Below are 26,638 nucleotides of genomic sequence, written 5' to 3'. Positions count from 1 at the left end.
TGCGGGTAATTTTTTACCCGCTATCACGGTCCACGCCCCACTTCGGACGTGGACCGTAAACCAGGAAACAGCCAATAAGCGTGTAAGGAGACAATGAAAAAGACCCGGACTAAAAATGAAATCGTTATTTTTAATGTTATTGATAGTTAGCCATAGCGTCTTTGCCAACTGTTGGGATAAAGCCGCGCATTATTATCATGTGGATCCTTATTTATTGTACGCCATTGCGAATGTCGAGTCCGGAATGAACCCGTATGCGATTGGACAGAATCGTGATGGAACACGCGATGTAGGATTAATGCAGATTAACAGCTCTCATTTTGCTGAGCTGAAAATACAGGGCATTAATGAGTACCGGTTAATTACCGAACCCTGCACCTCGATTATGGTTGGGGCATCGATACTCTCTGATATGATTAAAGTGTATGGCTATAACTGGGAAGCTGTTGGGGCCTATAACGCAGGGCTGAAAAAAGAAAATTTTTCTTTGCGTATGATCTATGCGCGTAAAGTCTGGAATAAATATCAAAAAATTAAACGTACTGCTCGTACACGTTATTATTGATTTTCATTTTTTGAAGAATATCAGAAAGTGTTCTTCATAAAGTGAAAACTGCACCTGGTTTATTTATTAAATGGATTAATAAATAAACCGCAAATGAAATTAACTTTTTATTGACTCTTAATGTTATTAACAGGACCATCGAAATGAACAAAAGGACATTACTCAGTGTTCTTATCGCAGGCGCATGCGTTGCACCTTTTATGGCTCAGGCAACGACGCTACAGGCCAGCAGTGAACCCTATACCGTTAAGGCCAGCGATCTGCAGAAGAAAGAGCAGGATCTGACCAACTTCCCCCTGATGGCGTCAGTGAAGGCGACGATCCGTACGCTGGACAACAGCCTGGTGGAAAAAATCGAGCCGGGTAACCCCTCTAACCCGGAAAACGTGAAGCGCGTAGAAGGGATTATTAAGGCCAGCGACTGGGATTACCTCTTCCCGCTGCGCGCCCCGGAATATACCTACAGCAATTTCCTGAAAGCGGTCGGTAAATTCCCGGCACTCTGCCAGACCTATACCGATGGTCGCAACAGCGACGCCATCTGCCGTAAATCTTTGGCGACCATGTTCGCGCACTTCGCCCAGGAAACCGGCGGTCACGAATCCTGGCGTCCGGAAGCCGAATGGCGTCAGGCGCTGGTCTATGTGCGTGAAATGGGCTGGAGCGAAGGCCAGAAGGGCGGCTATAACGGCGAATGTAACCCGGACGTATGGCAGGGTCAGACCTGGCCGTGCGGTAAAGACAAAGATGGCGATTTCGTCAGCTACTTTGGTCGTGGCGCGAAACAGCTCTCCTATAACTACAACTATGGCCCGTTCTCTGAAGCGATGTACGGCGACGTTCGCGTTCTGCTGGATAAACCTGAACTGGTGGCTGACACCTGGTTGAACCTGGCGTCCGCCATTTTCTTCTTCGCCTACCCACAGCCACCGAAACCGAGCATGCTGCAGGTTATCGACGGCACCTGGCAGCCAAACGATCACGATAAAGCGAACGGCCTGGTGCCGGGCTTTGGTGTGACCACGCAGATCATCAACGGCGGTGTGGAGTGCGGCGGCCCGACTGAGATTGCCCAGTCGCAGAACCGTATTAAGTACTACAAAGAGTTTGCTAACTACCTGAAAGTCCAGGTTCCGGCGAACGAAGTGCTGGGTTGCGCGAACATGAAGCAGTTCGACGAAGGCGGTGCGGGCGCGCTGAAGATCTACTGGGAACAGGACTGGGGATGGAGCGCGGATACACCGTCAGGCCAAACCTACTCTTGCCAGCTGGTGGGTTATCAGACGCCGTTCAGCGCCTTTAAAGAGGGCGACTATACCAAGTGCGTGAAGAAATTCTTCAACGTCAACGTGGTGGGTGATGACGGGACTTCCGACGGTGGTAGCGTAACGCCAACCCCGACGCCGACTCCTGTCGACCCGACGGACGAAGGTACCACCCCGGACAACACGCCGTCAGTACCGGACGACAATACGCCGGAAGATAACACCCCAGCGCCGGTGAACCACGCGCCGGTGGCGAAAATCGCAGGTCCAGTGGGGGCGGTTGAAGCAGGTAAATCCGTGTCTCTGAACGCGTCCGGTTCGACTGACGAAGATGGTGACAAACTGACCTATACCTGGACTTCCCAGAATGGTCAGACGGTCAGTGGTGAAGATAAATCGGTGATCACTTTCAACGCACCGGAGGCTGCCGCTGCGACGCAGTATCAGATCAACCTGACCGTCAGCGACGGCAAGCTGAGCAGCAACACCAGCTATACGCTGAACGTGAAAGCGAAACAAACCGACGGCGGCCAGACCGGGACTTACCCGACCTGGACTTCCAAAACCAAATGGAAAGCCGGCGATATCGTGAACAACCGTGGTCAGTTGTTCCAGTGCAAACCTTACCCGTACAGCGGCTGGTGCAACAACGCGCCGTCGTATTACGAGCCAGGTAAAGGTATTGCATGGCAGGATGCGTGGACGGCGTTGTAATCAGCCAAACAAAAACGGCAGCCTTCGGGTTGCCGTTTTTGTCTGCAAAATCCTAACGGTGTAATTTCCCGTGATCCCGCAACCATGCCGCCGTGCGGATAATCCCGTCATCCAGCGTCACGATCGGCTTATACCCCAATTCGCTCTCCGCGCGGCTGATATCCAGCGTGAAATCAAAATTCAGCTTTGATACCCCGTAGTGGGTTAACGCCGGCTCTTTTGCCGACTTATTGCCAAAGTGCTCCAGGCTGCGGGCAATCATATCCAGCATCGGGTAGGGTACAGAACGGATCCGGCAGTGGATATTCAGTTCATCAATAAGCTTTTGCACAATACTGCGCAGGGTTCTGGGCTCGCCGTTAGTGATGTTGTACACCCGACCGGACGGCAGAGTGTCGCACTGTTCCTGGCTCGCCAGCCACATCGCATGGATGGCGTTCTCATAGTAGGTCATATCGACCATCGCGCTGCCGCCGTGCGGCAACAGCACGCTGCCATAGTGGTGCATCATGTGCGCCAGACGGGGGATAAACACTTTGTCGTGTGGGCCAAACAGGCTCTGTGGGCGCAGCACCGTAAAACGGGTCTGCGGATTCGCCTGGGCCAGCAGACTGATGACCTCTTCTCCGGCGGCTTTGCTGCGGGCAAATTCGTTGGCAAAGCGGTGTGGACGAAAATCTTCTTTGATATCACGGTGATGGTGATAATCGAAGTAAAGCGACGGAGAGGAGATATGGACAACGTTACGCACGCCCCAGGCGACGGCCCATTCGCCGAGACGGCGGGTCGCCCGAACGTTTGCCAGATCAAAGGCTTCCTGCGTTCCCCACGGAGAAGTGAAACTGGAGCAGTGCCACAGCGTGTCGATGCCGGCAAGCATGACTTTCGCCTGCGAAGAGACCAGTTCGGTCAGATCCGCATGCACAAACTCCGCGCCCATTTTTTCGAGCAGTTTCCCCATCGCTTCGTTGCGACCGGTCGCTCTGACGCTGATGCCTTTGTTGCGCAAAAACTCAACCGCGTTTCGTCCTAAGCCGCTGGTTGCGCCGGTAACCAGTACCTTCATATCAGTCCACTGTGTTTAATAAAACGTCGTGCGCATTCTTCCGTGAATTACGTCGGTATGCAATGGGAAACGTGAAACAATACAGCAAGTTTTTACGATTTAACTGTGATTTGTTCTGCAAGTCTGGCAATTTTCTTTGCCATCCCCCGGAAAATAAACAGGTGCGCCGGGATCATCAGCAGCCAGTAGAAAAGCCCTGGCATACCGTGCGGATGCCACCAGGCGCGCACGTCAATCTCGCGATGATCACCCTTATCTTCAAGGGTGAAGCTCAGCCGTCCCAGTCCTGGTGCCTTCATGCCAAACAACAGCGTGAGCTGTTTTTCCGGCTCGACGATAATCACTTTCCAGCTGTCTACGGTATCGCCTGGTTGAAGCATTTCGTGTTCAGGCCGACCTTTTGCCAACCGATGGCCAACTAACCGATCCAGCGCGGCGCGGATCTTCCATAAAGCATTGCCAAAGAAATAGCCCTCTTTGCCACCGAGACGGTTCACTACCCGCCATAATGCCGGCAAGCTGGCGGATGTCTTTACGGTAAAACCGGCCTGTTTGGCGAAAAAACCGTACTCAGGTCGCCAGCGGGCAAACGCCTGTGCGTCGTAGCCCCAGTCGCTGGAGTTCACCAGTTTCTCCTCTTCCTTCAGCGTGCTGCGTACGGCATCATCAAAGGCGATCAGCTTTTGGGGGAGCAACGCCCGCAGTTCGCTGTCATCGGCCAGCAGATCGTGTCTGAGGCCCTGTATTAACGCTTTCGCGGTGGTCGGCGGCACCGAAGTGATGACGTTCAGGAACCAGACGGAAATCCAACTGGTGGGAAAGGGGATGGGGATAAGCCAGCGATGCTTGCCGCTGACCGCCATGAAATGTTCAAACTGCTGTTGGTAACTCAGCACCTGTGGCCCGGCGGCTTCAAAGATTCGATGCTCACGGGATGGGTGATCCAGTAACGCCACCAGGTAATGCAGTAGGTTTTCCAGTGCGATGGGCGTGGTGCGCGAACGCACCCAGCGCGGCGGGGTTAGCACCGGCAGGTTATAGACCATGTCACGCATCACTTCAAAAGCGGCGGAACCGGCTCCGACGATGATCCCGGCGCGTAGTTCCGTCACCGGTACGCCAGACTCGCGCAAGGTATCGGCGGTTACCTGCCGTGCCCGCAGGTGATCGGATTGTTCGTGTTCCGGTGCCTGCAAAGAGCTGAGAAAAATCAGTTGTCCGACCGGCGTTTCACGCAGGGCGTCACGCACGTTAAGCGCGACCTGACGCTCGTGCGCAATAAAATCGCCGCCTTCTCCCATGCCATGGACCAGATAATAGACAGTGTCGACATCGACCAGCAGGGAAGGGAGCGTTGTCGGCCAGTTCAGATCGACCTTATGACAGCTGACGTTGGGCAGCCGCTGTTTTTCCAGTCGCTCAATGCGACGTGCCGCCGCCAGTACCTGATGCCCTTGCTGGCTGAGCGCCTGCACCAGATGCTGACCAATGTACCCACTGGCGCCAAGAACTACGATGCGTTGCGGCACATCTCTCTCCTTAACGATTCAGGAAGGCGCGCCAGTGGGCGACGACATCAGCAAGCTGCTCCCGTGAGACATCCAGATGGGTCACCAGACGGACAATTGGCGATGCGTTGATCAGCACACCCTGTGCCTTCATGTGCTCACCCAGGGCCGCGGCGTTAGCTTCTCCAACGCGGACAAACAGCATATTGGTATCGTGACGCATCACGTCCGCCCCGATTTCCCGCAGTTGTTCTGCCAGCCAGGCCGCGTTGTCGTGATCGTCCTGCAGGCGCGCAACGTTATTTTTTAGAGCATACATTCCGGCTGCCGCCAGGATACCGGCCTGACGCATGCCGCCGCCGGTCATTTTGCGCCAGCGGGTAGCGCGCTTGATGTATTCGCGGCTGCCGACCAGTAGCGAGCCGACCGGTGTCCCCAGCCCTTTGGACAGACAGAGGGTAAAGGAGTCGCAATACTGAGCGATCTCTTTGAGTTCACAACCGTAGGCTACAACGGCATTAAAAATACGCGCGCCATCGACATGCAGCGCCAGACCGCGCTCACGGGTGAATTCCCAGGCCTCTTTCAGATACTCGCGCGGCAGCACTTTGCCGTTATGAGTATTTTCAAGGCTTAGCAGGCGGGTACGGGCAAAGTGGATATCATCTGCCTTAATTTTGGCGGCGACTTTATCCAGCGGTAGCGTACCGTCAGCCGCGGCGTCTATCGGCTGCGGCTGAATACTGCCGAGCACCGCCGCGCCACCGGCTTCATACAGATAGTTATGTGCCCCCTGACCGGCGATATACTCTTCGCCACGCTCGCAGTGGCTGAGGAGCGCCACGAGGTTGGCTTGGGTGCCGGTGGGTAAAAATAACGCCGCTTCTTTACCTGAAAGGTCGGCGACGTATTGCTGAAGAGCGTTAACGGTGGGGTCATCTCCGTACACGTCATCCCCGACCGGGGCGGCCATCATTTCTTCAAGCATGGCGCGACCCGGACGGGTTACGGTATCACTGCGTAAATCGATCATTGCACATCCCTATTGTTTGAAAGGCGATGTGCATTGTTTTACCTGAGCCAGTTGGTTTTTGCCAGTTCGATCACCTCATCGCCGCGGCCACTGATGATGGCGCGCAACATATACAGGCTGAAACCTTTGGCCTGTTCCAGTTTGATCTGTGGCGGAATAGCCAATTCCTCTTTCGCGACAACCACATCTACCAACACCGGGCCGTCGATCGACAGCGCACGCTGTAGTGCTTCGTCAACCTCTGACGCTTTTTCCACCCGAATTCCGGTAATGCCGCAGGCTTCGGCAATGCGGGCAAAGTTAGTGTCGTGAAGCTCGGTACCGTCGGTGAGATAACCACCGGCCTTCATCTCCATCGCCACAAAGCCCAGTACGCTGTTGTTAAAGACTATGATTTTAACCGGAAGCTTCATCTGGACCACCGACAGGAAATCGCCCATCAGCATACTGAATCCGCCGTCGCCGCACATGGCAATCACCTGACGTCCCGGTGCAGTGGCCTGTGCGCCCAGCGCCTGCGGCATGGCGTTAGCCATCGAACCGTGGTTAAACGAACCGAGCAGACGGCGCTTGCCGTTCATTTTCAGGTAGCGGGCGGCCCACACCGTCGGCGTACCGACGTCGCAGGTAAAAATGGCGTCATCGGCGGCAAAGTGACTGATTTGCTGCGCCAGGTACTGCGGGTGAATCGCTTTCTCGCTGGGTTTGGCGAGATCGTCCAGCCCTTTACGCGCATCGCGATAATCGCTCAACGCCTTATCAAGGAATTTACGCTCGGTTTTCTCTTCCACCAATGGCAGCAGCGCAGTTAGCGTGGCTTTGATATCACCGATCAGCGCCATATCGACCTTACTGTGCGCGCCGATGCTGGCGGGGTTGATATCAATCTGGATAATTTTGGCGTCAGTTGGGTAGAACGCGCGGTAGGGGAACTGTGTACCGAGCAGCACCAGTGTGTCAGCGTTCATCATGGTATGGAAGCCGGATGAGAAGCCGATAAGGCCAGTCATCCCCACATCATAGGGGTTGTCATATTCGACATGCTCTTTGCCGCGCAGGGCATGAACAATGGGGGCTTTAATTTTGGCGGCGAACTCAACCAGTTCTTTATGCGCTCCCGCACAGCCGCTGCCGCACATCAGGGCGATGTTGCTGGAGTAGCGCAGCAACTGGGCCAGTTTTCTTAACTCTTCTTCTGCAGGTGTAACGATCGGCAACGGCGCGTGATACCAGTGGCTGCTGGCGCTTTCTGGCGCCGGTTTTAACGCCACATCGCCCGGTAAGACCACCACGGAGACGCCGCGATTGAGCACCGCTTTGCGCATGGCAATCGCCAGCACCTGGGGGATCTGTTCCGGGCTGGAAACCAGTTCGCAATAGTGGCTGCATTCGCGGAACAGTTCCTGTGGATGCGTCTCCTGGAAATACCCGCTGCCAATTTCGCTGGAAGGGATGTGGGCGGCGATAGCCAGTACCGGGACGTGGTTACGATGACAGTCAAACAGACCGTTGATCAGATGCAGGTTACCGGGGCCGCAAGATCCGGCGCAAACTGCCAGTTCGCCGGTCAGTTGTGCCTCCGCACCTGCCGCGAATGCGGCAACCTCCTCATGACGGGTCGACATCCACTCAATCGTTCCCATGCGATTGAGACTGTCACTCAGGCCGTTCAGCGAATCGCCCGTCACGCCCCAGATACGTTTCACACCCGCCTGTTCCAGTGTTTTAGCAATAAAAGCGGCAACCGTTTGTTTCATGGTTTTCCATCTCCTTAATTGTGATACCGGTTACAAGTTTAGATGAAGATAGTGATTACGCTTCGTGGCACCCCTTATTTTCAGCAGCTTCCTTTTGAAGGGGATAATGCGTAGCGTGGAAAAAATCAGGGCGAACCAGGAGTAAACTCAGATGCTTATAACATGGTTAAATGCAGTGAATCGGATGCTGACGCACGAGGATTTTGGCAAGTTTTTATTACGCCTGGCGGTTGGGGGATTGATGCTGTTCCATGGACTGCATAAGCTGTTTGCCGGTATTGATGGCATCAGCGGAATGCTGATTGCCAAAGGGTTGCCGGGCTTTATTGCGTACGGCGTGCTGGTGGGGGAAGTGGTTGCGCCTTGCCTGATTATTCTCGGGATCCTGACGCGTCCGGCGGCGCTGGTGCTGGCGTTCACCATGATTGTGGCGTGGCTGATGGTCGGGGTCAATGAAACCTGGACGCTGGATAAAACCGGGGCATGGGCAATTGAAAGCCTGGTTTATTTCTTTATCGGCGCGCTGGCGGTGGCGTTTTTAGGGGCGGGACGGCTTTCGGTTGCTGGCAATTCGGCGTGGCGGTGAGGAATTGCCGGATGGCGACGTAAACGCCTTATCTGGCCTACAATCGCTATCGTAGGCCGGATAAGCGCAGCGCCATCCGGCAATCTGCTATCAGGCGAGAACCAGGTCGCCCTGCGGATGGCAGGAACAGGCCAGTACGTAACCTTCGGCGATTTCGGCATCGGTAAGCGTCATGGTGCTGCTGACCGTATAGTCGCCGGAAACCACTTTGGTTTTACAGCAACCGCAGACGCCCGCGCGGCAGGCAACGGTGACGGGCACCTTGTTGCTTTCCAGCGCATCCAGCAGCGTCGTACCGACCGGCGCGTAAAATTCTTTCGCCGGTTGCAGCTTAGTAAATTTCAGGCCGCTGGTTGCCGCTTCCGCAACCGGTGTGAAGAACTGTTCTTTAAAGAAGCGTGTTACGCCCAGCGCTTTCACTTCCCGCTCGACCAGATCCATATACGGCGCCGGGCCACAGGTCATCACCGTGCGGGAGGCCAGATCAGGTACCTGTTGCAGTAACTCAGTGGTCAGCCGACCGGCGACAAAACCGGCAGTGGCGTTGTTTTCGGCCACCAGTGTGACCGGATACTGACGCCACTCCTCGGCGAAAATGACATCCTGCGGCGAGCGCACGTTGAAGATAACCTGGACGTCAGCCTGCGGACGGTACTTCGCCAACCAGCGGCGCATCGACATGATCGGCGTGACGCCACAGCCGGCCGCCAGCATAAGGAACTTATCATCGGCTTTATCTTCGCAGGTGAAATCGCCCATCGCATCAGATAGCCAGAGATAGTCGCCGCGCTTCACATCACGCGTTAACCACTGTGAGCCCGCACCGTCGTCAATCCGGCGAACGGTCAGCGTAATGTACTCGCTGACGCCCGGCGTTGAAGAGAGCGTGTAAGCACGCAGCGTTTGCGCAGAATTACGTACGCTGATCAGTGCATACTGCCCGGCGCGATACGGATAATAGTCGTGGCACAGCAACGAAATTGTCCAGACATCCGGCGTTTCCTGATGGATGTGATGAACCTGCATCCGCCATGGGCACTGATGAGTTGGCATTGTCATTCTTTACTCCTTACGCGCTCAGCAACTGCTTCATGTCTTCTTCAACGGTGGTCACGGAGCGCAGACCGAATTTCTCATTGAGAACGGCCAGCAGATCCGGCGTGAAGAAGCCTGGCGCCGTCGGGCCCGTGACGATGTTTTTCACACCGAGAGACAGCAGGGTCAGCAGAATCACAATCGCTTTCTGTTCGAACCAGGAGAGCACCAGCGACAGCGGCAGGTCGTTCACGCCACAGCCGAGTTTCTCTGCCAGCGTCACAGCCAGAATGATAGCGGAGTAGGCATCGTTACACTGACCGGCATCAACCAGACGCGGCAGGCCTTCGATATCGCCGAACTCCAGCTTATTGAAACGGTATTTACCGCAGGCCAGGGTCAGGATCAGGCAGTCGTCCGGGACGCTGGTGGCAAAATCGGTGAAGTAGTTACGTTCACCGCGTGCGCCGTCGCAGCCGCCAACCAGGAAGATGTGACGCAGTTTTTCACGGCTCACCAGGTCTATCAGCGTGTCTGCCGCACCCAGCAGGGTCTTACGACCAAAACCGACGGTGATCAGATGCGGGATTTCGCTGTACGGGAAGCCCGCCATTTGCTGCGCTTGTGCGATAACCGGACCGAAGTCGTCGCCTTCCAGGTGGCTCACACCCGGCCAACCGACGATGCTACGGGTCCAGATACGATCGTCGTAGCTGCCAACAGTCGGATCGATGATGCAGTTAGAGGTCATCACGATAGGTCCAGGGAAGCGGGCGAATTCGACCTGCTGGTTCTGCCAGCCGCTACCGTAATTACCAATCAGATGCTTGAATTTACGCAGTTCCGGATAACCGTGCGCAGGCAGCATTTCACCGTGGGTGTAAACGTTAACGCCGGTGCCTTCGGTTTGTTCCAGCAGGTTATACAGATCTTTCAGATCATGGCCTGAGATCAGGACGCACTTCCCTTCGGTCGCTTTAACGTTAACCTGGGTCGGCGTCGGGTGGCCGTATTTGCTGGTTTCACCGGCATCCAGAATGCTCATCACTTTGAAGTTCATCTGGCCGATTTCCATTGAGCACTCCAGCAAAGCGTTCATATCGGAAGGCCAGGTACCCAGCCACGCCATGATTTTATGGTATTGCGCGTAGATATCGTTGTCGTACTTCCCGAGAACGTGCGCGTGTTCCATATAGGCCGCCGCGCCTTTCAGACCATACAGGCACAGCAGACGCAGACCGAGAATGTTTTCGCCAATGGCGGCTTTGTCTTTATTGGGGGTAAATTCGGCAGCCTGGCGTTGCAGGTCGCCCAGATCGTCGCTAACCAGTTGCAGTTCAGCCATTGGGTTGTCGCAGTGCGCATTGGCGTCAACGCTCAGGCACTGAGCTTTTAGCGCTTCACGCATCGCGATGGCGTCGCGGGCATAGCCGACGATACGTGGAGAATCGAAGTTAACGTTGGTCAGCGTGGAGAAGAAAGCACGCGGCGCAAAGCTATCAACGTCATGATGAATGATGCCATATTCACGCGCTTTCACAGCCCATGCCGACAGACCTTGTAGGGCGGCGATCAGCAGATCCTGCAGATCAGAAGTTTCAGCCGTTTTACCGCACATACCCTGCGCGTAAGAACAGCCGTTTCCTGCCGGAGTACGGATGGTTTGTTCACATTGCACACAAAACATGATCACACCTTTTAAAGTTATATTTAATATACATGTTTAAGATTATGCTTGTGTGCCGAGGGATAAAAGGGATTTCTGATACAACTTAAAGGGAGATTGATTTAGCGCAATTTTGGCGGCAGAAGCCTACCGCCAAAGAGGGTGTTAAGCGGAGAAAAAAGCCATCAAAATGGGCACCAGCAAACTCAGGACAAAGCCGTGAACAATCGCCGCCGGAACCATCTCCAGCCCACCGGTACGCTGTAACACCGGCAGGGTAAAGTCCATTGATGTGGCGCCGCACAGCCCCAGTGCGGTAGAACGACTGCGGCGCACCAGACCCGGAATCAGCATAATCGCGAGCAGTTCACGGGCCAGATCGTTAAAGAACGCGGCGCTGCCGATCACCGGGCCATAGGATTCGGTCAGCAAAATACCAGAAAGGGAGTACCAGCCAAAACCCGACGCCATCGCCAGCGCGGTTTTCACTGGCAGACCGAGAATCAGCGCGTTAATCAGGCCGCCAATCATGGAGCTGGCGACGACCACGACCGCCACAATCATGCCACGCCGGTTCAGGACAATCTGCTTTAACGTCATCCCGCTATTGCGCAACTGGATACCGACCAACAGCAGCAGCAGGATCAGCGTATATTCACTTGCTTCTGTGGCGTGCTGCAAAACAGGCAGCGCGCTCAACCCCAGCAAAAAGCCGACCACCACTACGCCGCATAGCTTCAGCGATTCAAGCGCCATCGCGATACGGGAGGGCAGTTTTTCTTGTTGGTGATGGTGTCGCCAGGGTAATGTGCGTTCCAGCCACAGTAATGCGGCAATATTACACAGTAAAATAACGGTAATACTGACGGCGGAATAGTGAAATATCGCCAGCAGGTTGCTCGCCAGATTATCCAGAAAGGCCAGGCTAATCCCCATAAAAAAGAGAATCAGATAAACCATCCAGCTCAATAGTCGATTGATCAGTTTTAATGCCGCGGTGTGCCTAAGCGGAATGAGATAACCTGCTATCAGCGGAAGCAGAATGATGAGAAGTCCTGAAAACATGAACAACCGGGTCCTTTGAATTAGCGAGACAGCGCCATGACACTACCCAATAACGCGGATTCAGTAAAGATGCAAAATAAAAGCCGGACAGAGAGATACCCTATCCGGCTGAAGCGCGTTTGACCCGACGGGTATGCGCCGTCGGGCATTCTGACATTAATCGCGTTTTTCGAGCAGCGTACGGTAAATAAGTCCACCGAGAATACCGCCAATAATTGGCATCACCCAGAACAACCACAACTGTTCTAACGCCCAACCGCCCTGGAAGATAGCGACTGCGGTGCTACGCGCCGGGTTCACTGAAGTATTAGTGACCGGAATGCTGATCAAGTGGATCAGGGTTAATGCCAGGCCGATAGCGATCGGCGCAAAGCCTGCCGGCGCGTATTTGTCTGTTGCGCCGTGAATCACCAGCAAGAAGCCGGCAGTCAGCACGATTTCGATAACAATCGCGGACAGCATGGAGTATCCGCCCGGCGAGTGTTCCCCATAACCGTTAGAGGCGAAACCACTGGCTGTTGCATCAAAACCGGCTTTACCACTGGCAATCAGATACAGAACTGCCGCGGCAATAATACCGCCCACCACCTGAGCAATAATGTAACCAATAACCTCTTTTGCCGGGAACCGACCGCCGGCCCATAAGCCTAAGGTTACCGCCGGGTTAAAATGCCCGCCGGAAATATGGCCAACGGCAAACGCCATGGTTAATACGGTCAGGCCGAAGGCCAGTGCAACGCCCGCAAAACCAATACCTAATTCCGGAAATGCGGCTGCCAGTACAGCACTGCCGCAGCCACCAAAGACAAGCCAGAACGTACCAAAACATTCGGCTGCTAATTTTCTGAACATATCCACCTCAATATAAAAAATAACCACAAAAGCGCTGTGGTAATCGGTATTTATTGTCTGCCTGAATGACGACAAATAAATAGCTCGCTATTTTAAAAACGATCGTCATCCGTTCTCTAGTCAAATAAAACCCGTTAGTTTGATTTAGGGCAATGCGGCGTCATTCCTTCCATAGATTTCTCTTAAGGAAAAGTGTAGCGCATCGTCACAGGAAAGAGGATTGGCAATTACGGATATATTATTCGTCCAGCAAAACTTTCCGGTTATGTATTCCGAATGAAAGAGAAAAGAATAAATCGTTCACTCCTCGTACAGTTAGCCTGCGTAATAATATCCCTGTCACGTCCCACGCCGGGTTTTGCAGTTATACTGCGAAGAACTTAAAGGGAAAGTGAAGATTTTCTGGAGGAAACATGATTCTCGAACGCGTTGAGATAGTGGGATTTCGCGGTATCAATCGGCTGTCGTTGATGCTCGAGCAAAATAACGTCCTGATTGGTGAGAACGCCTGGGGTAAATCAAGTTTACTGGATGCATTAACGCTGCTGCTGTCACCCGAATCAGAGTTGTATCATTTTGACCGCGACGATTTCTGGTTTCCTCCTGGCGATATGAAAGGCCGCGAACATCACCTGCATATCGTACTGACGTTTCGTGAATCTCAGCCTGGGCGCCATCGGGTTCGCCGTTATCGGCCGCTGGAGGCATGCTGGGCACCGTGTCACGATGGCTTTCAGCGCATCTTTTATCGCCTTGAAGGTGAATCCGGCGAGGACGGCAGCGTAATGACGCTGCGTAGTTTTCTCGACGGCGACGGGCATCCGCTGGCGGTAGATGATATCAACGAGCAGGCGAGGCATCTGGTGCGTCTGATGCCGGTGCTGCGTTTACGCGATGCGCGTTTTATGCGCCGTATTCGTAACGGCACGGTGCCAGAGGTTGATGATGTCGAAGTCACCGCCCGACAACTGGATTTTCTCGCCCGCGAACTGGCGACGCGGCCGCAGAATCTTACTGACGGACAGATTCGTCAGGGGCTCTCGGCGATGGTGCAATTGCTGGAGCACTATTTTACCGAGCAGGGCACGTCGCAATCCCGCCACCGCTTAATGCGCCGACGCTCTACTAACGAACAGCGAAGCTGGCGGTATCTCGACATTATCAACCGGATGATCGACAAACCGGGGGGGCGAACTCACCGGGTGATTTTGCTGGGGCTGTTTTCCACGCTGTTGCAGGCGAAGGGCACGGTCAGACTGCATAAAGATGCCAGACCTCTGCTGCTGGTAGAAGATCCGGAAACGCGGCTACATCCCATCATGCTGTCAGTGGCGTGGCAGTTGCTGAATTTGCTGCCGCTTCAGCGCATCACCACCACCAACTCGGGTGAGTTGCTTTCGCTGACCCCCGTGGAGCATGTCTGTCGTCTGGTGCGTGAATCCTCACGCGTCGCGGCCTGGCGTTTGGGACCGGGGGGGCTGAGCGCAGAGGATGGTCGACGCATTGCGTTTCACATTCGCTTCAACCGCGCCTCCTCGCTGTTTGCCCGCTGCTGGCTGCTGGTGGAAGGGGAAACAGAAACCTGGGTGATCAACGAACTGGCCCGCCAGTGCGGTCATCACTTTGACGCCGAAGGGATTAAGGTGATCGAGTTCGCACAGTCTGGCCTTAAGCCACTGGTGAAATTCGCTCGTCGGATGGGCATTGAGTGGCACGTGCTGGTGGATGGCGATGAAGCCGGAAAAAAATATGCCGCCACGGTGCGAAGCCTGCTGAATAACGATCGGGAAGAGGAACGCGAACACCTGACCACGCTGCCTGCGCTGGATATGGAACACTTCATGTACCGGCAGGGTTTTGCTGACGTCTTTCACCGGGTGGCGCAGATCCCGGAAAATGTGCCGATGAATATGCGTAAAATCATTTCGAAGGCGATCCATCGCTCATCGAAGCCCGACTTAGCCATCGAAGTGGCGATGGAAGCCGGGCGGCGAGGGGTGGAGGCGGTGCCGATGTTGCTGAGAAAAATGTTCTCCCGGGTGCTGTGGCTGGCGCGCGGCAGAGCGGACTAATCCTGTAAGCACTGCGGAACCTGCGTGGCGACGCTATCGAGCAACGCGTAGCGGCGGCGATATTCAGCCCGTTTTTTGCTGGCGATATCCGCCTCGCTTTTCCGCGCAATCGTCAGCGGCAGCGAGAAATACTCTTCTTGCGTTTTTTCACCGCCCAGGGACGCCCAGAAGGCGTCGTAGTCGGCATGCATTTGCGTTTTTTTGTCCATATAGCGCCAACTGCGATAAACATGCACCGCGTTACTGACCGCCAGAATCTGATCCGCCCTGGCGATGTGCGCGAACTGACACAGCACTTCCATCACCACTCTTTTAGGGAACAAACCGTAACAGGCTTTGGTGGCCTGCTGAATGACCTCATGCGGAACATCATTCGCCGCGCCCTGCAAGCCGCCAATAAACAAGGTGCGTTTTCCGTTTAACGTGCAGAATGTGAAGGTAATTTCTGCCAGAATACGCATCCGATCGTCGCGGATTACGACGGTACTTTCACCTTCTTTATCCAGTGAGACCAGGCTGACTAAATCAAGCTGGAATGACGCACCGTCTTTGGCCTGAAATTTTGCCAGGTTGAGACCGGTCTGACTTAAATAACGGGCCAGTTGTTCGCGGCTGAACATCTGACGCAGCAGGTCATAATGGCTACAAAGCGCAGTCAGCGCGGTATCGCGCTTAATATTCACGGCCATGTATGGGCGGTGCAGACGAATAGGCAACCGGGGTTGTCTCGCCAGCAGCGTATTCAGCTCGGGCCACTGGGTCAGGTTTTCCAGCAACTGACGGGTGGCCCTTGGCATCAACAATGAGCGAATTAAAAACTTACGGCGAAAGCTGGCCTTCCGCCAGAATTTACCCGGCAGTAATTGACCCCGCGTCAGGCGCAAAAATAATTGTAAAGGAGACGCAACGTCTGAAGTGTAAAAGGTATTATCAGTAATCTGTGACATGATCATAATCCGCAATGCGATGATTGCGAAAATTGAAACACGCTGAATCTTAACCAATCATCAATGCCTCGGGCGCTATCCTTTTCGCTTGCGGTTTGTTTAGATACTGTTGAATTTCAGCTGAAAACTTATCATCAGGATCGCTATGGGTATTAAGGGAAATAAAATTAAAAAACGCTATCTGTTGCTTATATTCATTCTCATCCTGGGGGCATTTGCCCTTTGGCGGACGCTCAATGCGCCGGTGCCAAATTATCAGACGCTGATTGTGCGGCCGGGAGATTTGCAGCAAAGCGTACTGGCAACCGGCAAACTCGACGCATTGCGAAAAGTGGACGTCGGCGCGCAGGTGAGTGGTCAGCTCAAAACGCTGTCGGTGGCGATTGGCGATAAAGTGAAGAAAGACCAGTTGCTGGGCGTTATCGACCCTGAACAGGCGGAAAACCAGATCAAAGAGGTGGAAGCGACGCTGATGGAGCTTCGCGCTCAACGTCAACAGGCCGAAGCCGAGTGGAAGCTGGCACGGGTGACGCTCTCCCGTCAACAACAGCTGGCAAAAACACAGGCCGTGTCGCAACAGGATCTGGACACCGCGGCGACAGAGATGGCGGTGAAGCAGGCGCAGATCGGCACTATCGATGCGCAGATCAAACGCAATCAGGCGTCTCTGGATACGGCGAAGACTAACCTTGACTACACCCGCATCGTCGCGCCGATGGCTGGTGAAGTCACGCAGATCACCACCCTGCAAGGGCAGACAGTGATTGCCGCGCAGCAGGCGCCGAACATTCTGACGCTGGCGGACATGAGTACGATGCTGGTGAAAGCACAGGTTTCAGAAGCCGATGTCATTCACCTTAAGCCGGGGCAGAAGGCCTGGTTTACCGTACTGGGCGATCCGCAAACCCGATACGAAGGCACGCTGAAAGACGTACTGCCGACGCCGGAAAAGGTCAATGATGCCATTTTCTATTACGCCCGTTTTGAAGTGCCCAATCCGAAGGGGATTTTACGCCTGGACATGACCGCACAGGTCCATATCCAGTTGACGGACGTAAAAAACGTTCTGACGATCCCGCTTTCCGCGCTGGGGGATCCGGTCGGCGACAATCGCTACAAGGTGACACTTCTGCGTAACGGTGAAACTCGCGAGCGCGAAGTGTCAATTGGCGCGCGCAATGACACTGACGTGGAGATTGTGAAAGGGCTGGAAGCCGGTGATGAAGTGGTGACCGGCGAGGGTAAACCGGGAGCCGCGCAATGACGGCATTGCTTGAACTGAGCAATATTCGCCGCAGTTATCCCTCCGGAGAAGAACAGGTGGAGGTGCTGAAGGGCATCACGCTACAAATCAGTGCCGGGGAGATGGTGGCGATCGTGGGGGCATCGGGCTCCGGAAAATCCACGCTGATGAACATCCTGGGGTGCCTCGATAAACCTACCAGCGGCACCTACAGGGTTGCGGGACGCGATGTTTCAACGCTGGACCGCGATGCGCTGGCGCAACTGCGTCGGGAGCATTTCGGCTTTATTTTCCAGCGCTACCATTTGCTGTCACATCTGACGGCGGCGCAAAACGTCGAAGTCCCCGCCGTTTACGCCGGTACGGAAAGGAAACAGCGTCTGGCGCGCGCGCAGGAGTTGCTCCAGCGGCTTGGCCTGGGCGATCGCGTCGGTTATCAGCCCTCGCAGCTTTCCGGCGGTCAGCAGCAGCGCGTGAGTATTGCCCGCGCGCTGATGAACGGAGGACAGGTGATCCTCGCTGATGAACCCACCGGTGCACTCGACAGCCGTTCCGGCGAAGAGGTAATGGCAATCCTGCACCAACTGCGCGATCGCGGGCATACGGTCATTATTGTCACCCACGATCCCCAGGTTGCCGCCCAGGCTGAGCGGGTGATTGAGATCCATGACGGTGAAATTGTGCGTAATCCGCCGGCGAAGCGTGCTGTGAAGGGGCAGGGTATTCAGGAACCGACGGTGAAAACGGCGTCCGGCTGGAGTCAGTTTGTCAGCGGGTTTCGCGAAGCACTTACGATGGCGTGGCTGGCGATGGCGGCCAACAAAATGCGCACGCTGCTGACGATGCTCGGGATCATTATCGGCATCGCGTCAGTGGTGTCGATTGTGGTGGTCGGCGACGCGGCGAAACAACTGGTGCTGGCGGACATCCGCGCCATTGGGACCAACACCATTGATATCTACCCCGGCAAAGATTTTGGCGACGACGATCCGCAGTATCAGCAGGCGCTGAAATACGACGATCTTGCGGCGATCCAGAAACAGCCCTGGGTAACCTCCGCGACGCCCGCCGTGTCGCAGAACCTGCGCTTACGCTATGGCAATACCGACGTTGCCGCCAGCGCGAATGGCGTCAGCGGCGACTATTTTAACGTCTACGGCATGACCTTCAGCGAAGGAACCACCTTTAACCGCGAACAGCTTAATGGTCGTGCGCAGGTGGTGGTGCTCGACAGTAACACCCGACGTCAGTTGTTCCCGCATAAGGCGAACGTCGTGGGTGAGGTGATCCTTGTGGGGAACATGCCTGCGACGGTGATTGGCGTGGCGCAAGAGAAGCAGTCGATGTTTGGCAGCAGCAAAATCCTGCGCGTCTGGTTGCCTTACAGCACGATGTCCGGGCGCATTATGGGGCAGTCGTGGCTGAATTCGATCACCGTGCGGGTGAAGGAAGGTTTCGATAGCGCACAGGCTGAACAGCAACTCACCCGACTGCTGACGCTGCGTCACGGCAAAAAGGATTTCTTCACCTGGAATATGGACGGCGTCTTGAAAACCGCCGAAAAGACCACACGTACTCTTCAACTGTTCCTGACGCTGGTGGCGGTGATTTCGCTGGTGGTCGGTGGGATTGGCGTGATGAACATCATGCTGGTGTCGGTCACTGAGCGCACGCGGGAGATCGGCATCCGGATGGCGGTGGGGGCACGCGCCAGCGATGTGCTACAGCAATTTTTAATTGAAGCGGTGCTGGTCTGTCTGGTGGGGGGCGCGCTGGGGATCACGTTGTCGATGCTGATCGCTTTTACGTTGCAACTGTTCCTGCCGGGTTGGGAAATTGGCTTCTCGCCAGTGGCGCTGCTGACGGCGTTTTTGTGCTCTACCTTTACCGGCGTCCTGTTCGGTTGGTTACCGGCGCGCAATGCGGCGCGACTGGATCCGGTCGATGCGTTAGCACGAGAGTGACGTCCCGGGAAATAAAAATGCCAGCCGATCGGGCTGGCATTTTACCTGCGGGATGTACACAATGAGACAGAAGAGCTATGCAACAGCTTCTGCTTCGATAGGCACGATGACACTGGCGTGATTGCCTTTCGGCCCCTGGTGGACATCAAACTGGACAGACTGTCCGGCTTTTAGCGTTCTGTAACCATCCATCTGAATGGTGGAATAGTGAGCGAAAATATCTTCGCCGCCGCCTTCAGGGCAGATGAAACCAAACCCTTTGGCATTGTTGAACCACTTAACAGTACCCGTTTCCATGCTTCGACATCCTTCGTAAATCTTATATAAGTAAGATGGAATGAACCGGTGGTGGAGTGGGGGTTGTTCAAAACCTCGCCAACTCTCGAAATTACAATTTAGAGAAATCAGGCGAGGCGTCAAGCGTCTGACGGGGGTCGGTGGGTAAAAATGAATCAAAAATTTGAAGCAGTTAACGCTATTGGTGGGAATGTGACAGATGTCGCGGATGCCAGTGATAGATGATAGTTATCTATTAATTGAGGTAGATTGATTGTGCACATCCGCTCTTGTCAGCGGCAGACTGTTCTGCCGGTAACCGTAACTGAAGATGACGACTGACAATGGGTAAGACGAACGACTGGCTGGATTTCGACCAGCTGGCGGCTGATAAAGTGCGTGACGCGCTAAAACCGCCATCTATGTATAAAGTGATATTAGTCAATGATGATTATACTCCGATGGAGTTTGTTATTGACGTGTTACAAAAATTCTTTTCTTATGATGTAGAACGTGCAACGCAACTGATGCTTGCGGTTCACTATCACGGTAAAGCCATCTGCGGCGTTTTCACCGCAGAGGTTGCGGAGACCAAAGTGGCGATGGTGAACACGTATGCGAGGGAGAACGAGCATCCGTTGCTGTGTACGCTGGAAAAAGCCTGAATGCAGGCATAAAAATTGGGGGAGGTGCCTATGCTCAATCAAGAACTGGAACTCAGTTTAAACATGGCTTTCGCCAGAGCGCGCGAGCACCGTCATGAGTTTATGACCGTCGAGCACTTGTTACTGGCGCTGCTCAGTAACCCATCGGCCCGCGAAGCGCTGGAAGCGTGTTCCGTGGACCTCGTGGCGCTCCGTCAGGAACTCGAAGCCTTCATTGAACAAACCACACCCGTACTGCCTGCCAGCGAAGAAGAACGCGATACGCAACCGACGCTGAGTTTTCAGCGCGTTCTGCAACGTGCGGTCTTCCACGTTCAGTCCTCCGGGCGTAGTGAAGTGACTGGCGCGAACGTGCTGGTTGCCATCTTTAGCGAACAGGAGTCTCAGGCCGCCTACCTGCTGCGTAAGCATGAGGTCAGCCGTCTCGATGTGGTCAACTTTATATCGCACGGTACGCGCAAAGATGAGCCGAGTCAGTCGTCTGATCCTGGCAGTCAGCCGAATACCGAAGAGCAAGCTGGCGGGGAGGAACGTATGGAGAACTTCACGACTAACCTTAACCAGCTTGCCCGCGTTGGCGGCATTGATCCGCTGATCGGCCGTGACAAAGAACTGGAGCGTGCTATTCAGGTGCTGTGCCGTCGGCGCAAAAATAACCCGCTACTGGTGGGGGAATCTGGCGTCGGGAAAACGGCGATTGCCGAAGGCCTTGCCTGGCGTATCGTGCAGGGCGACGTGCCGGAAGTGATGGCCGATTGCACTATCTACTCGCTGGATATCGGTTCGCTGCTGGCGGGAACCAAATACCGCGGTGACTTTGAAAAACGCTTTAAAGCGTTGCTGAAACAACTGGAGCAGGATACCAACAGCATCCTGTTTATCGATGAGATCCACACCATCATCGGGGCCGGTGCAGCGTCTGGCGGTCAGGTGGATGCCGCAAACCTGATTAAACCGCTGCTTTCTGGCGGTAAGATCCGCGTGATCGGTTCCACGACCTATCAGGAGTTCAGCAACATTTTTGAGAAAGACCGTGCGTTAGCGCGTCGTTTCCAGAAAATTGATATTACAGAACCGTCGGTGGAAGAGACCGTACAGATTATCAATGGCCTGAAGCCGAAGTATGAAGCGCATCACGACGTGCGTTATACCGCGAAAGCGGTGCGTGCAGCGGTTGAACTGGCGGTGAAATACATCAATGACCGTCACCTGCCGGATAAAGCGATTGACGTCATTGACGAAGCCGGGGCGCGTGCGCGTCTGATGCCGGTCAGCAAGCGCAAGAAAACCGTCAACGTGGCGGATATCGAGTCCGTGGTTGCGCGTATTGCGCGTATTCCAGAGAAAAGTGTGTCACAAAGCGATCGCGATACGCTGAAAAACCTTGGCGACCGTCTGAAAATGCTGGTCTTTGGGCAGGATAAAGCCATTGAGGCGCTGACCGAAGCTATCAAGATGAGCCGCGCGGGTCTGGGACACGAGCATAAGCCAGTGGGCTCTTTCCTGTTTGCCGGTCCGACCGGGGTCGGGAAAACCGAGGTGACGGTGCAGCTTTCTAAAGCGCTGGGAATCGAACTGCTGCGTTTTGATATGTCCGAGTATATGGAACGTCATACCGTCAGCCGCCTGATTGGCGCGCCTCCGGGATACGTTGGTTTCGATCAGGGCGGTTTGCTGACGGATGCGGTCATCAAGCATCCTCACGCGGTATTGCTGCTTGATGAAATCGAAAAAGCGCACCCGGATGTGTTTAACCTGCTATTGCAGGTGATGGACAACGGCACGCTGACGGACAATAACGGACGTAAGGCCGATTTCCGCAACGTGGTGCTGGTGATGACGACCAACGCCGGGGTCCGTGAAACGGAACGTAAATCGATTGGCCTGATTCATCAGGACAACAGCACCGACGCGATGAGTGAAATCAAGAAAGTGTTTACGCCGGAGTTCCGTAACCGTCTCGACAATATTATCTGGTTTGAACACCTGTCTACTGAGGTGATTCATCAGGTTGTCGATAAGTTCATCGTTGAGCTACAGGTCCAGCTCGATCAGAAAGGTGTCTCCCTGGAAGTCAGCCAGGAAGCGCGTAACTGGCTGGCAGAGAAAGGCTACGACCGGGCAATGGGTGCACGTCCAATGGCGCGTGTGATTCAGGATAACCTGAAAAAACCATTGGCGAACGAGCTGCTGTTTGGTTCGCTGGTGGACGGCGGACAGGTGACCGTGGCGCTGGACAAAGAGAAAAATGAGCTGACCTATGGCTTCCAGAGTGCGCAGAAGCACAAACCGGAAGCCGCGCATTAATCTCTGATTTCTTCGCTGTCTAAAAAAACCGGGCCACAGTTTACTGTGCCCGGTTTTTTATTGTCTGAGGGTCGCAAATTTCTCTTCAGGGAGCGGGAGCGGTTCACCTCGACTTAAACCTTTCGTTCATTATCGGATTATTCTTCATCAGCAAAGGACGGGGTGATTTGAATTAATAACTATTTAACAATAAATGCCAGTTTCTGTCCTGCAACATGCTATTTCATGCCTTCCTAATGTTGTAATTCTGCAATCATTATCGTGCTATTTAATGAACATTCTTACCGTTAACTCTTACAAATAGAAGCGTTGCCAGGCTGGCAAACCAGTATTTACATTTTGAAATGAATAATATATGGTGTTCTGGCAGTTTTTTTAAAATTATTTATTAAGGATAGCCAATGAAAGTAATTCTGGGTTTTGATAGTCTTTTGACACCTAAAATCATGGTGTTTTTATACTGGATCTTTATGGTCTTAGTGGTGATTGGTGGCGTCATTTCTATATTTAATGGTCAAATCATCGCAGGGTTACTGGGGACTGTTTTTAGCCTTGTGGGCTGTCGCGTCATGTTTGAACTTATTATGATTGCGTTTAAAAACAATGAGTATCTGCGCGTGATTGCACAGAATACCGGTAAATCAGAATAATGACCCTTTTCCGGTATTAATCCTGGCTTGCCACAATTTGATATTTTTTTTCACACCGAGATAACATCCTGACGCTCTGTTTATACATCGCAGAGTGTCAGGTGACTGCAGCTTAGCTAATGAACTAACGGATGTCCTACAGAGCTTGAACAACACCGTTGAACTCAGGTGGTGTGGCAAGGCAGGCAACACGTCAAATACACTATATTTTACTTTTTCGTCGGGTCGTAAAAAACAAAAGCAATCTTGTTGTTGTCAGGATCGCGGACATAAGCACTATAAAAATCATCGCCATAGTGTGGGCGATAGCCAGGAGGCCCCTCATCTTCTCCACCGTTTTCTAGCGCTAAGGCATAGAGCTTGTTAATGATATCAACGGAAGGAGCATTAAGAGCCACCATTACGCCATTGCCAAATGTCGCCGGTCCCTGATTAAAAGGAAGGCCAACACATAGCCCTGTGGAATGATCATCTTTGAACGAGCCCCATGCCGCACCTTTCTCACTTCGACCATCCAGCGGATAGCCCAGCACTTCCATCAATGGTGCATAAAATTGATAAGCCATTTCCGGGTTGTTGGTACCCAACATTATATATGAAAATATGACAACTCCTGTTATGAAAACAAATCCATTCCCATTTGTTACTATGCCTGCTGAAGGAGGTAAAAGGAAGTATTTATACTGAGCCTTCTTTTTCAATTACTAATATTCTGGCTTCACCTTTAGGATGTGCGACATGCTCACAACCCTGATCGGCAAAAAAGAGATCCCCTGTATTTAGAATCACTGTTTTGATTTCGGCATGCTCCTTATAAAACATCTCGACGACGCCATCCATAACAGCAAAAACTTCCTGACCATCATTTATATGCCACTTATAGGGTTTATCTGTCCAGTGTAAACGTACAGAGGTACCACCTAACAAGGCGATGTCCATTGCTCCCCAGGCGTTTTCGGCTCTAAAATCTTTGCTGATAATTTTTTTCATTATTGTCCCGATAAGTTTGTGTGGATGTTAATGACAAATGTAATATTCCAACTTAGCACATGTCTTCCGCAAAAAGTGTATTATCGGTAATTTATCATCATTGAATGTCGGAACAAGAAATTGATGTACCTCAGTTGCAAATACGCCCTAAGCAAAGAGTTATACGTGTTTCACGTTCGTTTGTACGGCTCAGGGCCAGATCTGAGATATGGCATCAGTGAGTGTAAAATGCGTCGTTCAACGTCATCCTGCGCGGTTTCGGGTAGCGCTTCGGCGACAATCAGCACCCTGACGTACTCTGCCTAACGGCCGACCAGCCGCTTTACCGGTGATGCCAGCGTCGGGCATGGGCTCGTCCGGTATCTCAAATATGGCGGTGAGGGGGGGATTGACTCGCTTCGCTCGCCCTGACGGGCAGCCCGCTCACGGTGTTCGCGGACTGTCCAACGGGCTGCGCCCGTTGTCGAACCCCGGTCGGGTATTCTCATCCCCCCTGGGGTGTGCAACATACAAAAAAAAAGCCCGTACTTGCGTACGAGCTCTTCTTCAAATATGGCGGTGAGGGGGGGATTCGAACCCCCGATACGTTGCCGTATACACACTTTCCAGGCGTGCTCCTTCAGCCACTCGGACACCTCACCATATTGTATTGCTGCCTGACCACCAGGGGGGCAACGGGGCGCTACTATAGGGAGTTGCGCTAAAACGGTCAAGCAGTATTTACGCTTTGCTTCTCGTTTGGTTACGCATTGTACATCTACCCCGACCAGAGTCGCCTGGGGAGTGATTTAGCGTTGTTAATCCGTCATTTCACCCTTCTTCTCGACCTCCTCAGGTTTAGCTCTGACCAAAGCGGTTCCCCCGACAATAACAACACGCTGCGTCGGTGCCGTACAACTTCCTGTCTTAATGGAGAAAGAACAGCTGGCGACGGGAGAACGGGTTGCGTTACTGGAAGAGTGGGAATCGCGACGAGAGGTCATTCACGCGCTATTCCCCACAGGCAGGGGAGTGTTGCCATCGGTCAGAGCGCTGGTAGATTTTCTGACGCACGAGTATGCGCAGATGACGGAGGAGTGGGGGGGTTATGCAACAAAAAAGGCCGGATAGACCGACCTTTTACTATCTGGACGCCATCAGGGCGTGAAAACAATCAGCGACTACGGAAGACAATGCGGCCTTTGCTCAGGTCGTACGGGGTCAGCTCAACAGTCACTTTGTCGCCCGTCAGGATGCGGATGTAGTTTTTACGCATTTTACCGGAGATGTGTGCAGTAACCACGTGACCGTTTTCTAACTCTACGCGGAACATGGTATTAGGTAACGTTTCGAGAACGGTACCCTGCATTTCAATATTGTCTTCTTTGGCCATCTAATCCTCTGGGGTATCACTACCGTAATTTGAACCGGCAAGATAATGCCGAAGTTCTTTTAATAAGTAAAGATTTGCACGTTTAAAACGCAGCAAACAAAATTTGGCGCATTACTCCGGATCGCTTCAAAAACACACGACAAAGCCGCACGTGAAGCGCAACGTATAAGGGAGCGATGAGATAAACGATGGCGTTACCTGACGCGAACGGATCCTTAACGGCAGCGGGGTAATGGGCTAAACCAACTCTGCGACGGCAATTATAACACCCTGACAAAAAATGTGCCGAAAACATTCACCCCTCGGGCAAAAATAACGTGCGAGGGACCCAAAAATCACGGGGTAGACGTTGCTGGCGCAACGCATCGAGATGCTCCAGATACACCCTGCGCGGAATTTCGACCGCTCCTAACGATTCGGTATGGCTATTGAGCACCTGACAATCCATTAATTTGCCGCCCTTGCGGACAAACTCTGCGCAAAAAACCAGCAGCGCCGTTTTTGACGCATTCTCTTGTCGGCTGAACATTGATTCACCGCAGAACAGAGCCCCGAGGGAAACGCCATACATCCCACCGACCAGCGTATTATCGTGCCAGACCTCAATGGAATGCGCGTGTCCGAGCTCGTGCAGTCGATGATAGGCCTCTACCACGCTCTGGGTGATCCAGGTTCCTTCGTCGCGATCGTTGGCGCATCCTTCGATGACCTGACCAAACGCATAATTCAGCGTGACGCGATACGGAGAACGCTTATGGAAACGCTTCATGCTGCGGCTGGCATGAAACGTGTGAGGCCACAGAATGGCGCGAGGATCTGGTGACCACCAGAGAATAGGGTCACCAGGCGAAAACCACGGGAAAATACCGCGCTGATAGGCCATCAGCAGGCGCGCAGGGCTTAGATCGCCCCCCAGCGCCAGCAGGCCATTTGGCTCGCGTAAAGCGCCCTCCGGTGAAGGGAAGGCGATAGAGTGTCGGGAAAGCTGAACCAGGCGCATGACAGCAGAACTCCAGTACGCGAGTCGGATCGTTCAATAA

Annotated in this window: 24 protein-coding genes, 1 tRNA gene and 1 pseudogene; 11 read left to right on the top strand and 15 right to left on the bottom strand. The window is 53.6% G+C overall.

Going from position 1 to position 26,638, the window contains the following annotated elements:
- Nucleotides 1-115 precede the first annotated feature (115 nt).
- Nucleotides 116-565: a type III secretion system invasion protein IagB gene (iagB, locus tag KE671_RS07050; protein ID WP_206162323.1), complete on the top strand. Its 450-nt coding sequence runs from the start codon at nucleotides 116-118 to the stop codon at nucleotides 563-565.
- Between the two features lie 143 nt (nucleotides 566-708).
- Nucleotides 709-2,544, top strand: coding sequence for a chitinase (locus tag KE671_RS07045; protein ID WP_206162322.1), 1,836 nt, complete (start codon nucleotides 709-711; stop codon nucleotides 2,542-2,544).
- A 52-nt stretch (nucleotides 2,545-2,596) separates the two neighbouring features.
- Here the strand turns inward: KE671_RS07045 and KE671_RS07040 are convergent, their stop codons facing one another.
- From KE671_RS07040 to poxB, 4 genes are all read right to left on the bottom strand, one after another.
- Nucleotides 2,597-3,610 (bottom strand): NAD-dependent epimerase/dehydratase family protein, encoded by a 1,014-nt coding sequence (locus KE671_RS07040; RefSeq protein WP_206162321.1) that lies wholly within the window; start codon nucleotides 3,608-3,610, stop codon nucleotides 2,597-2,599.
- Between the two features lie 92 nt (nucleotides 3,611-3,702).
- The gene (locus tag KE671_RS07035) at nucleotides 3,703-5,139 is read right to left on the bottom strand and encodes an SDR family oxidoreductase (RefSeq protein ID WP_206162320.1); all 1,437 of its coding nucleotides are present in this window, start codon (nucleotides 5,137-5,139) and stop codon (nucleotides 3,703-3,705) included.
- A gap of 10 nt (nucleotides 5,140-5,149) precedes the next feature.
- Nucleotides 5,150-6,151, bottom strand: coding sequence for a low-specificity L-threonine aldolase (ltaE, locus tag KE671_RS07030; protein WP_206162319.1), 1,002 nt, complete (start codon nucleotides 6,149-6,151; stop codon nucleotides 5,150-5,152).
- A gap of 38 nt (nucleotides 6,152-6,189) precedes the next feature.
- Nucleotides 6,190-7,908 (bottom strand): ubiquinone-dependent pyruvate dehydrogenase, encoded by a 1,719-nt coding sequence (gene poxB / locus KE671_RS07025; protein ID WP_206162318.1) that lies wholly within the window; start codon nucleotides 7,906-7,908, stop codon nucleotides 6,190-6,192.
- Between the two features lie 151 nt (nucleotides 7,909-8,059).
- Between poxB and KE671_RS07020 the strand changes: the two genes are divergently transcribed.
- On the top strand, nucleotides 8,060-8,494 hold the full coding sequence (locus KE671_RS07020) for a DoxX family protein (protein WP_206162317.1): 435 nt from the start codon (nucleotides 8,060-8,062) through the stop codon (nucleotides 8,492-8,494).
- Between the two features lie 90 nt (nucleotides 8,495-8,584).
- On the opposite strand, the gene hcr is transcribed toward KE671_RS07020, so the two are convergent.
- From hcr to aqpZ, 4 genes are all read right to left on the bottom strand, one after another.
- A complete protein-coding gene (hcr, locus tag KE671_RS07015; RefSeq protein ID WP_206162316.1) occupies nucleotides 8,585-9,553 on the bottom strand; it encodes an NADH oxidoreductase in 969 nt (322 codons plus the stop codon).
- 10 nt (nucleotides 9,554-9,563) lie between these two features.
- The gene (gene hcp, locus KE671_RS07010) at nucleotides 9,564-11,216 is read right to left on the bottom strand and encodes a hydroxylamine reductase (RefSeq protein ID WP_206162315.1); all 1,653 of its coding nucleotides are present in this window, start codon (nucleotides 11,214-11,216) and stop codon (nucleotides 9,564-9,566) included.
- Between the two features lie 144 nt (nucleotides 11,217-11,360).
- Nucleotides 11,361-12,260, bottom strand: a complete 900-nt coding sequence (locus KE671_RS07005; protein ID WP_206162314.1) for a lysine exporter LysO family protein — start codon at nucleotides 12,258-12,260, stop codon at nucleotides 11,361-11,363.
- Between the two features lie 156 nt (nucleotides 12,261-12,416).
- Entirely contained in the window at nucleotides 12,417-13,112 is a 696-nt protein-coding gene (gene aqpZ, locus KE671_RS07000) for an aquaporin Z (protein WP_206162313.1), read from the bottom strand.
- Nucleotides 13,113-13,525: 413 nt separating this feature from the next.
- Here aqpZ and KE671_RS06995 point away from each other — a divergent pair, with 413 nt between their 5' ends.
- Nucleotides 13,526-15,184, top strand: coding sequence for an ATP-dependent endonuclease (locus KE671_RS06995; protein ID WP_206162312.1), 1,659 nt, complete (start codon nucleotides 13,526-13,528; stop codon nucleotides 15,182-15,184).
- Here the strand turns inward: KE671_RS06995 and KE671_RS06990 are convergent.
- On the bottom strand, nucleotides 15,181-16,131 hold the full coding sequence (locus KE671_RS06990) for a VirK/YbjX family protein (protein ID WP_206162311.1): 951 nt from the start codon (nucleotides 16,129-16,131) through the stop codon (nucleotides 15,181-15,183). The two genes, KE671_RS06995 and KE671_RS06990, sit on opposite strands and share 4 nt — an antisense overlap.
- Before the next feature lie 145 nt (nucleotides 16,132-16,276).
- On the opposite strand from KE671_RS06990, the gene macA reads away from it, so the two are divergent.
- Both macA and macB read left to right on the top strand, forming a co-directional pair.
- Nucleotides 16,277-17,395 (top strand): macrolide transporter subunit MacA, encoded by a 1,119-nt coding sequence (macA, locus tag KE671_RS06985; RefSeq protein WP_241029778.1) that lies wholly within the window; start codon nucleotides 16,277-16,279, stop codon nucleotides 17,393-17,395.
- Nucleotides 17,392-19,338 carry a macrolide ABC transporter ATP-binding protein/permease MacB gene (gene macB, locus KE671_RS06980; protein WP_206162310.1) on the top strand — a complete coding sequence of 649 codons (1,947 nt, stop codon included), beginning with the start codon at nucleotides 17,392-17,394 and terminating at the stop codon, nucleotides 19,336-19,338. The genes macA and macB overlap by 4 nt, the downstream gene beginning before the upstream one ends.
- A 75-nt stretch (nucleotides 19,339-19,413) precedes the next feature.
- Here macB and cspD read toward each other — a convergent pair whose 3' ends face one another.
- Nucleotides 19,414-19,635: a cold shock-like protein CspD gene (cspD, locus tag KE671_RS06975; protein WP_042284847.1), complete on the bottom strand. Its 222-nt coding sequence runs from the start codon at nucleotides 19,633-19,635 to the stop codon at nucleotides 19,414-19,416.
- A 150-nt stretch (nucleotides 19,636-19,785) separates the two neighbouring features.
- Between cspD and KE671_RS22795 the strand changes: the two genes are divergently transcribed.
- The 4 genes from KE671_RS22795 (at nucleotide 19,786) to KE671_RS06960 (ending at nucleotide 23,236) form a co-directional block, all read left to right on the top strand.
- Complete coding sequence (locus KE671_RS22795) at nucleotides 19,786-19,860, top strand: hypothetical protein (protein WP_212807582.1); 75 nt, start codon at nucleotides 19,786-19,788, stop codon at nucleotides 19,858-19,860.
- A gap of 98 nt (nucleotides 19,861-19,958) precedes the next feature.
- Nucleotides 19,959-20,279, top strand: coding sequence for an ATP-dependent Clp protease adapter ClpS (gene clpS / locus KE671_RS06970; RefSeq protein WP_042320277.1), 321 nt, complete (start codon nucleotides 19,959-19,961; stop codon nucleotides 20,277-20,279).
- A gap of 30 nt (nucleotides 20,280-20,309) precedes the next feature.
- Nucleotides 20,310-22,586 carry an ATP-dependent Clp protease ATP-binding subunit ClpA gene (gene clpA, locus KE671_RS06965; protein ID WP_152405282.1) on the top strand — a complete coding sequence of 759 codons (2,277 nt, stop codon included), beginning with the start codon at nucleotides 20,310-20,312 and terminating at the stop codon, nucleotides 22,584-22,586.
- A 401-nt stretch (nucleotides 22,587-22,987) separates the two neighbouring features.
- Nucleotides 22,988-23,236: a DUF4282 domain-containing protein gene (locus KE671_RS06960; protein ID WP_206162309.1), complete on the top strand. Its 249-nt coding sequence runs from the start codon at nucleotides 22,988-22,990 to the stop codon at nucleotides 23,234-23,236.
- A gap of 209 nt (nucleotides 23,237-23,445) precedes the next feature.
- On the opposite strand, the gene KE671_RS06955 is transcribed toward KE671_RS06960, so the two are convergent.
- From KE671_RS06955 to KE671_RS06945, 3 genes are all read right to left on the bottom strand, one after another.
- Nucleotides 23,446-23,841 carry a VOC family protein gene (locus tag KE671_RS06955; protein WP_206162775.1) on the bottom strand — a complete coding sequence of 132 codons (396 nt, stop codon included), beginning with the start codon at nucleotides 23,839-23,841 and terminating at the stop codon, nucleotides 23,446-23,448.
- A 73-nt stretch (nucleotides 23,842-23,914) separates the two neighbouring features.
- Nucleotides 23,915-24,226: a cupin domain-containing protein gene (locus KE671_RS06950; RefSeq protein WP_206162308.1), complete on the bottom strand. Its 312-nt coding sequence runs from the start codon at nucleotides 24,224-24,226 to the stop codon at nucleotides 23,915-23,917.
- A gap of 553 nt (nucleotides 24,227-24,779) precedes the next feature.
- Nucleotides 24,780-24,867, bottom strand: a tRNA-Ser gene (locus KE671_RS06945).
- A 169-nt stretch (nucleotides 24,868-25,036) separates the two neighbouring features.
- On the opposite strand from KE671_RS06945, the pseudogene KE671_RS06940 reads away from it, so the two are divergent.
- Nucleotides 25,037-25,336, top strand: a pseudogene (locus tag KE671_RS06940) (hypothetical protein); the annotation flags it as partial.
- Nucleotides 25,337-25,379: 43 nt separating this feature from the next.
- Here KE671_RS06940 and infA read toward each other — a convergent pair.
- Nucleotides 25,380-25,598, bottom strand: a complete 219-nt coding sequence (gene infA, locus KE671_RS06935) for a translation initiation factor IF-1 (RefSeq protein WP_001040187.1) — start codon at nucleotides 25,596-25,598, stop codon at nucleotides 25,380-25,382.
- A gap of 295 nt (nucleotides 25,599-25,893) precedes the next feature.
- The gene (gene aat, locus KE671_RS06925; RefSeq protein WP_206162307.1) at nucleotides 25,894-26,598 is read right to left on the bottom strand and encodes a leucyl/phenylalanyl-tRNA--protein transferase; all 705 of its coding nucleotides are present in this window, start codon (nucleotides 26,596-26,598) and stop codon (nucleotides 25,894-25,896) included.
- Between the last annotated feature and the right edge of the window lie 40 nt (nucleotides 26,599-26,638).

Origin of the sequence: Citrobacter amalonaticus (genome assembly GCF_018252635.1) — a bacterium.
In the GTDB taxonomy this organism is placed as follows: domain Bacteria; phylum Pseudomonadota; class Gammaproteobacteria; order Enterobacterales; family Enterobacteriaceae; genus Citrobacter_A; species Citrobacter_A amalonaticus_E.
The sequence above is the reverse complement of the archived record's forward strand: the minus strand, read 5'-3'. Positions and strand labels throughout refer to the sequence as shown.

Bases quoted from the DNA above. Each gene is read 5' to 3' on its own strand.
- iagB (WP_206162323.1), top strand. From the start codon at position 116: ATGAAATCGTTATTTTTAATGTTATTGATAGTTAGCCATAGCGTCTTT.
- aqpZ (WP_206162313.1), bottom strand. From the start codon at position 13,112: ATGTTCAGAAAATTAGCAGCCGAATGTTTTGGTACGTTCTGGCTTGTC.
- poxB (WP_206162318.1), bottom strand. From the start codon at position 7,908: ATGAAACAAACGGTTGCCGCTTTTATTGCTAAAACACTGGAACAGGCG.
- infA (WP_001040187.1), bottom strand. From the start codon at position 25,598: ATGGCCAAAGAAGACAATATTGAAATGCAGGGTACCGTTCTCGAAACG.
- KE671_RS07020 (WP_206162317.1), top strand. From the start codon at position 8,060: ATGCTTATAACATGGTTAAATGCAGTGAATCGGATGCTGACGCACGAG.
- KE671_RS07045 (WP_206162322.1), top strand. From the start codon at position 709: ATGAACAAAAGGACATTACTCAGTGTTCTTATCGCAGGCGCATGCGTT.
- macB (WP_206162310.1), top strand. From the start codon at position 17,392: ATGACGGCATTGCTTGAACTGAGCAATATTCGCCGCAGTTATCCCTCC.
- KE671_RS06990 (WP_206162311.1), bottom strand. From the start codon at position 16,131: ATGTCACAGATTACTGATAATACCTTTTACACTTCAGACGTTGCGTCT.
- KE671_RS07040 (WP_206162321.1), bottom strand. From the start codon at position 3,610: ATGAAGGTACTGGTTACCGGCGCAACCAGCGGCTTAGGACGAAACGCG.
- ltaE (WP_206162319.1), bottom strand. From the start codon at position 6,151: ATGATCGATTTACGCAGTGATACCGTAACCCGTCCGGGTCGCGCCATG.
- KE671_RS06960 (WP_206162309.1), top strand. From the start codon at position 22,988: ATGAAAGTAATTCTGGGTTTTGATAGTCTTTTGACACCTAAAATCATG.
- cspD (WP_042284847.1), bottom strand. From the start codon at position 19,635: ATGGAAACGGGTACTGTTAAGTGGTTCAACAATGCCAAAGGGTTTGGT.
- KE671_RS07005 (WP_206162314.1), bottom strand. From the start codon at position 12,260: ATGTTTTCAGGACTTCTCATCATTCTGCTTCCGCTGATAGCAGGTTAT.
- KE671_RS06950 (WP_206162308.1), bottom strand. From the start codon at position 24,226: ATGAAAAAAATTATCAGCAAAGATTTTAGAGCCGAAAACGCCTGGGGA.
- macA (WP_241029778.1), top strand. From the start codon at position 16,277: ATGGGTATTAAGGGAAATAAAATTAAAAAACGCTATCTGTTGCTTATA.
- clpA (WP_152405282.1), top strand. From the start codon at position 20,310: ATGCTCAATCAAGAACTGGAACTCAGTTTAAACATGGCTTTCGCCAGA.
- aat (WP_206162307.1), bottom strand. From the start codon at position 26,598: ATGCGCCTGGTTCAGCTTTCCCGACACTCTATCGCCTTCCCTTCACCG.
- KE671_RS06995 (WP_206162312.1), top strand. From the start codon at position 13,526: ATGATTCTCGAACGCGTTGAGATAGTGGGATTTCGCGGTATCAATCGG.
- clpS (WP_042320277.1), top strand. From the start codon at position 19,959: ATGGGTAAGACGAACGACTGGCTGGATTTCGACCAGCTGGCGGCTGAT.
- hcp (WP_206162315.1), bottom strand. From the start codon at position 11,216: ATGTTTTGTGTGCAATGTGAACAAACCATCCGTACTCCGGCAGGAAAC.
- hcr (WP_206162316.1), bottom strand. From the start codon at position 9,553: ATGACAATGCCAACTCATCAGTGCCCATGGCGGATGCAGGTTCATCAC.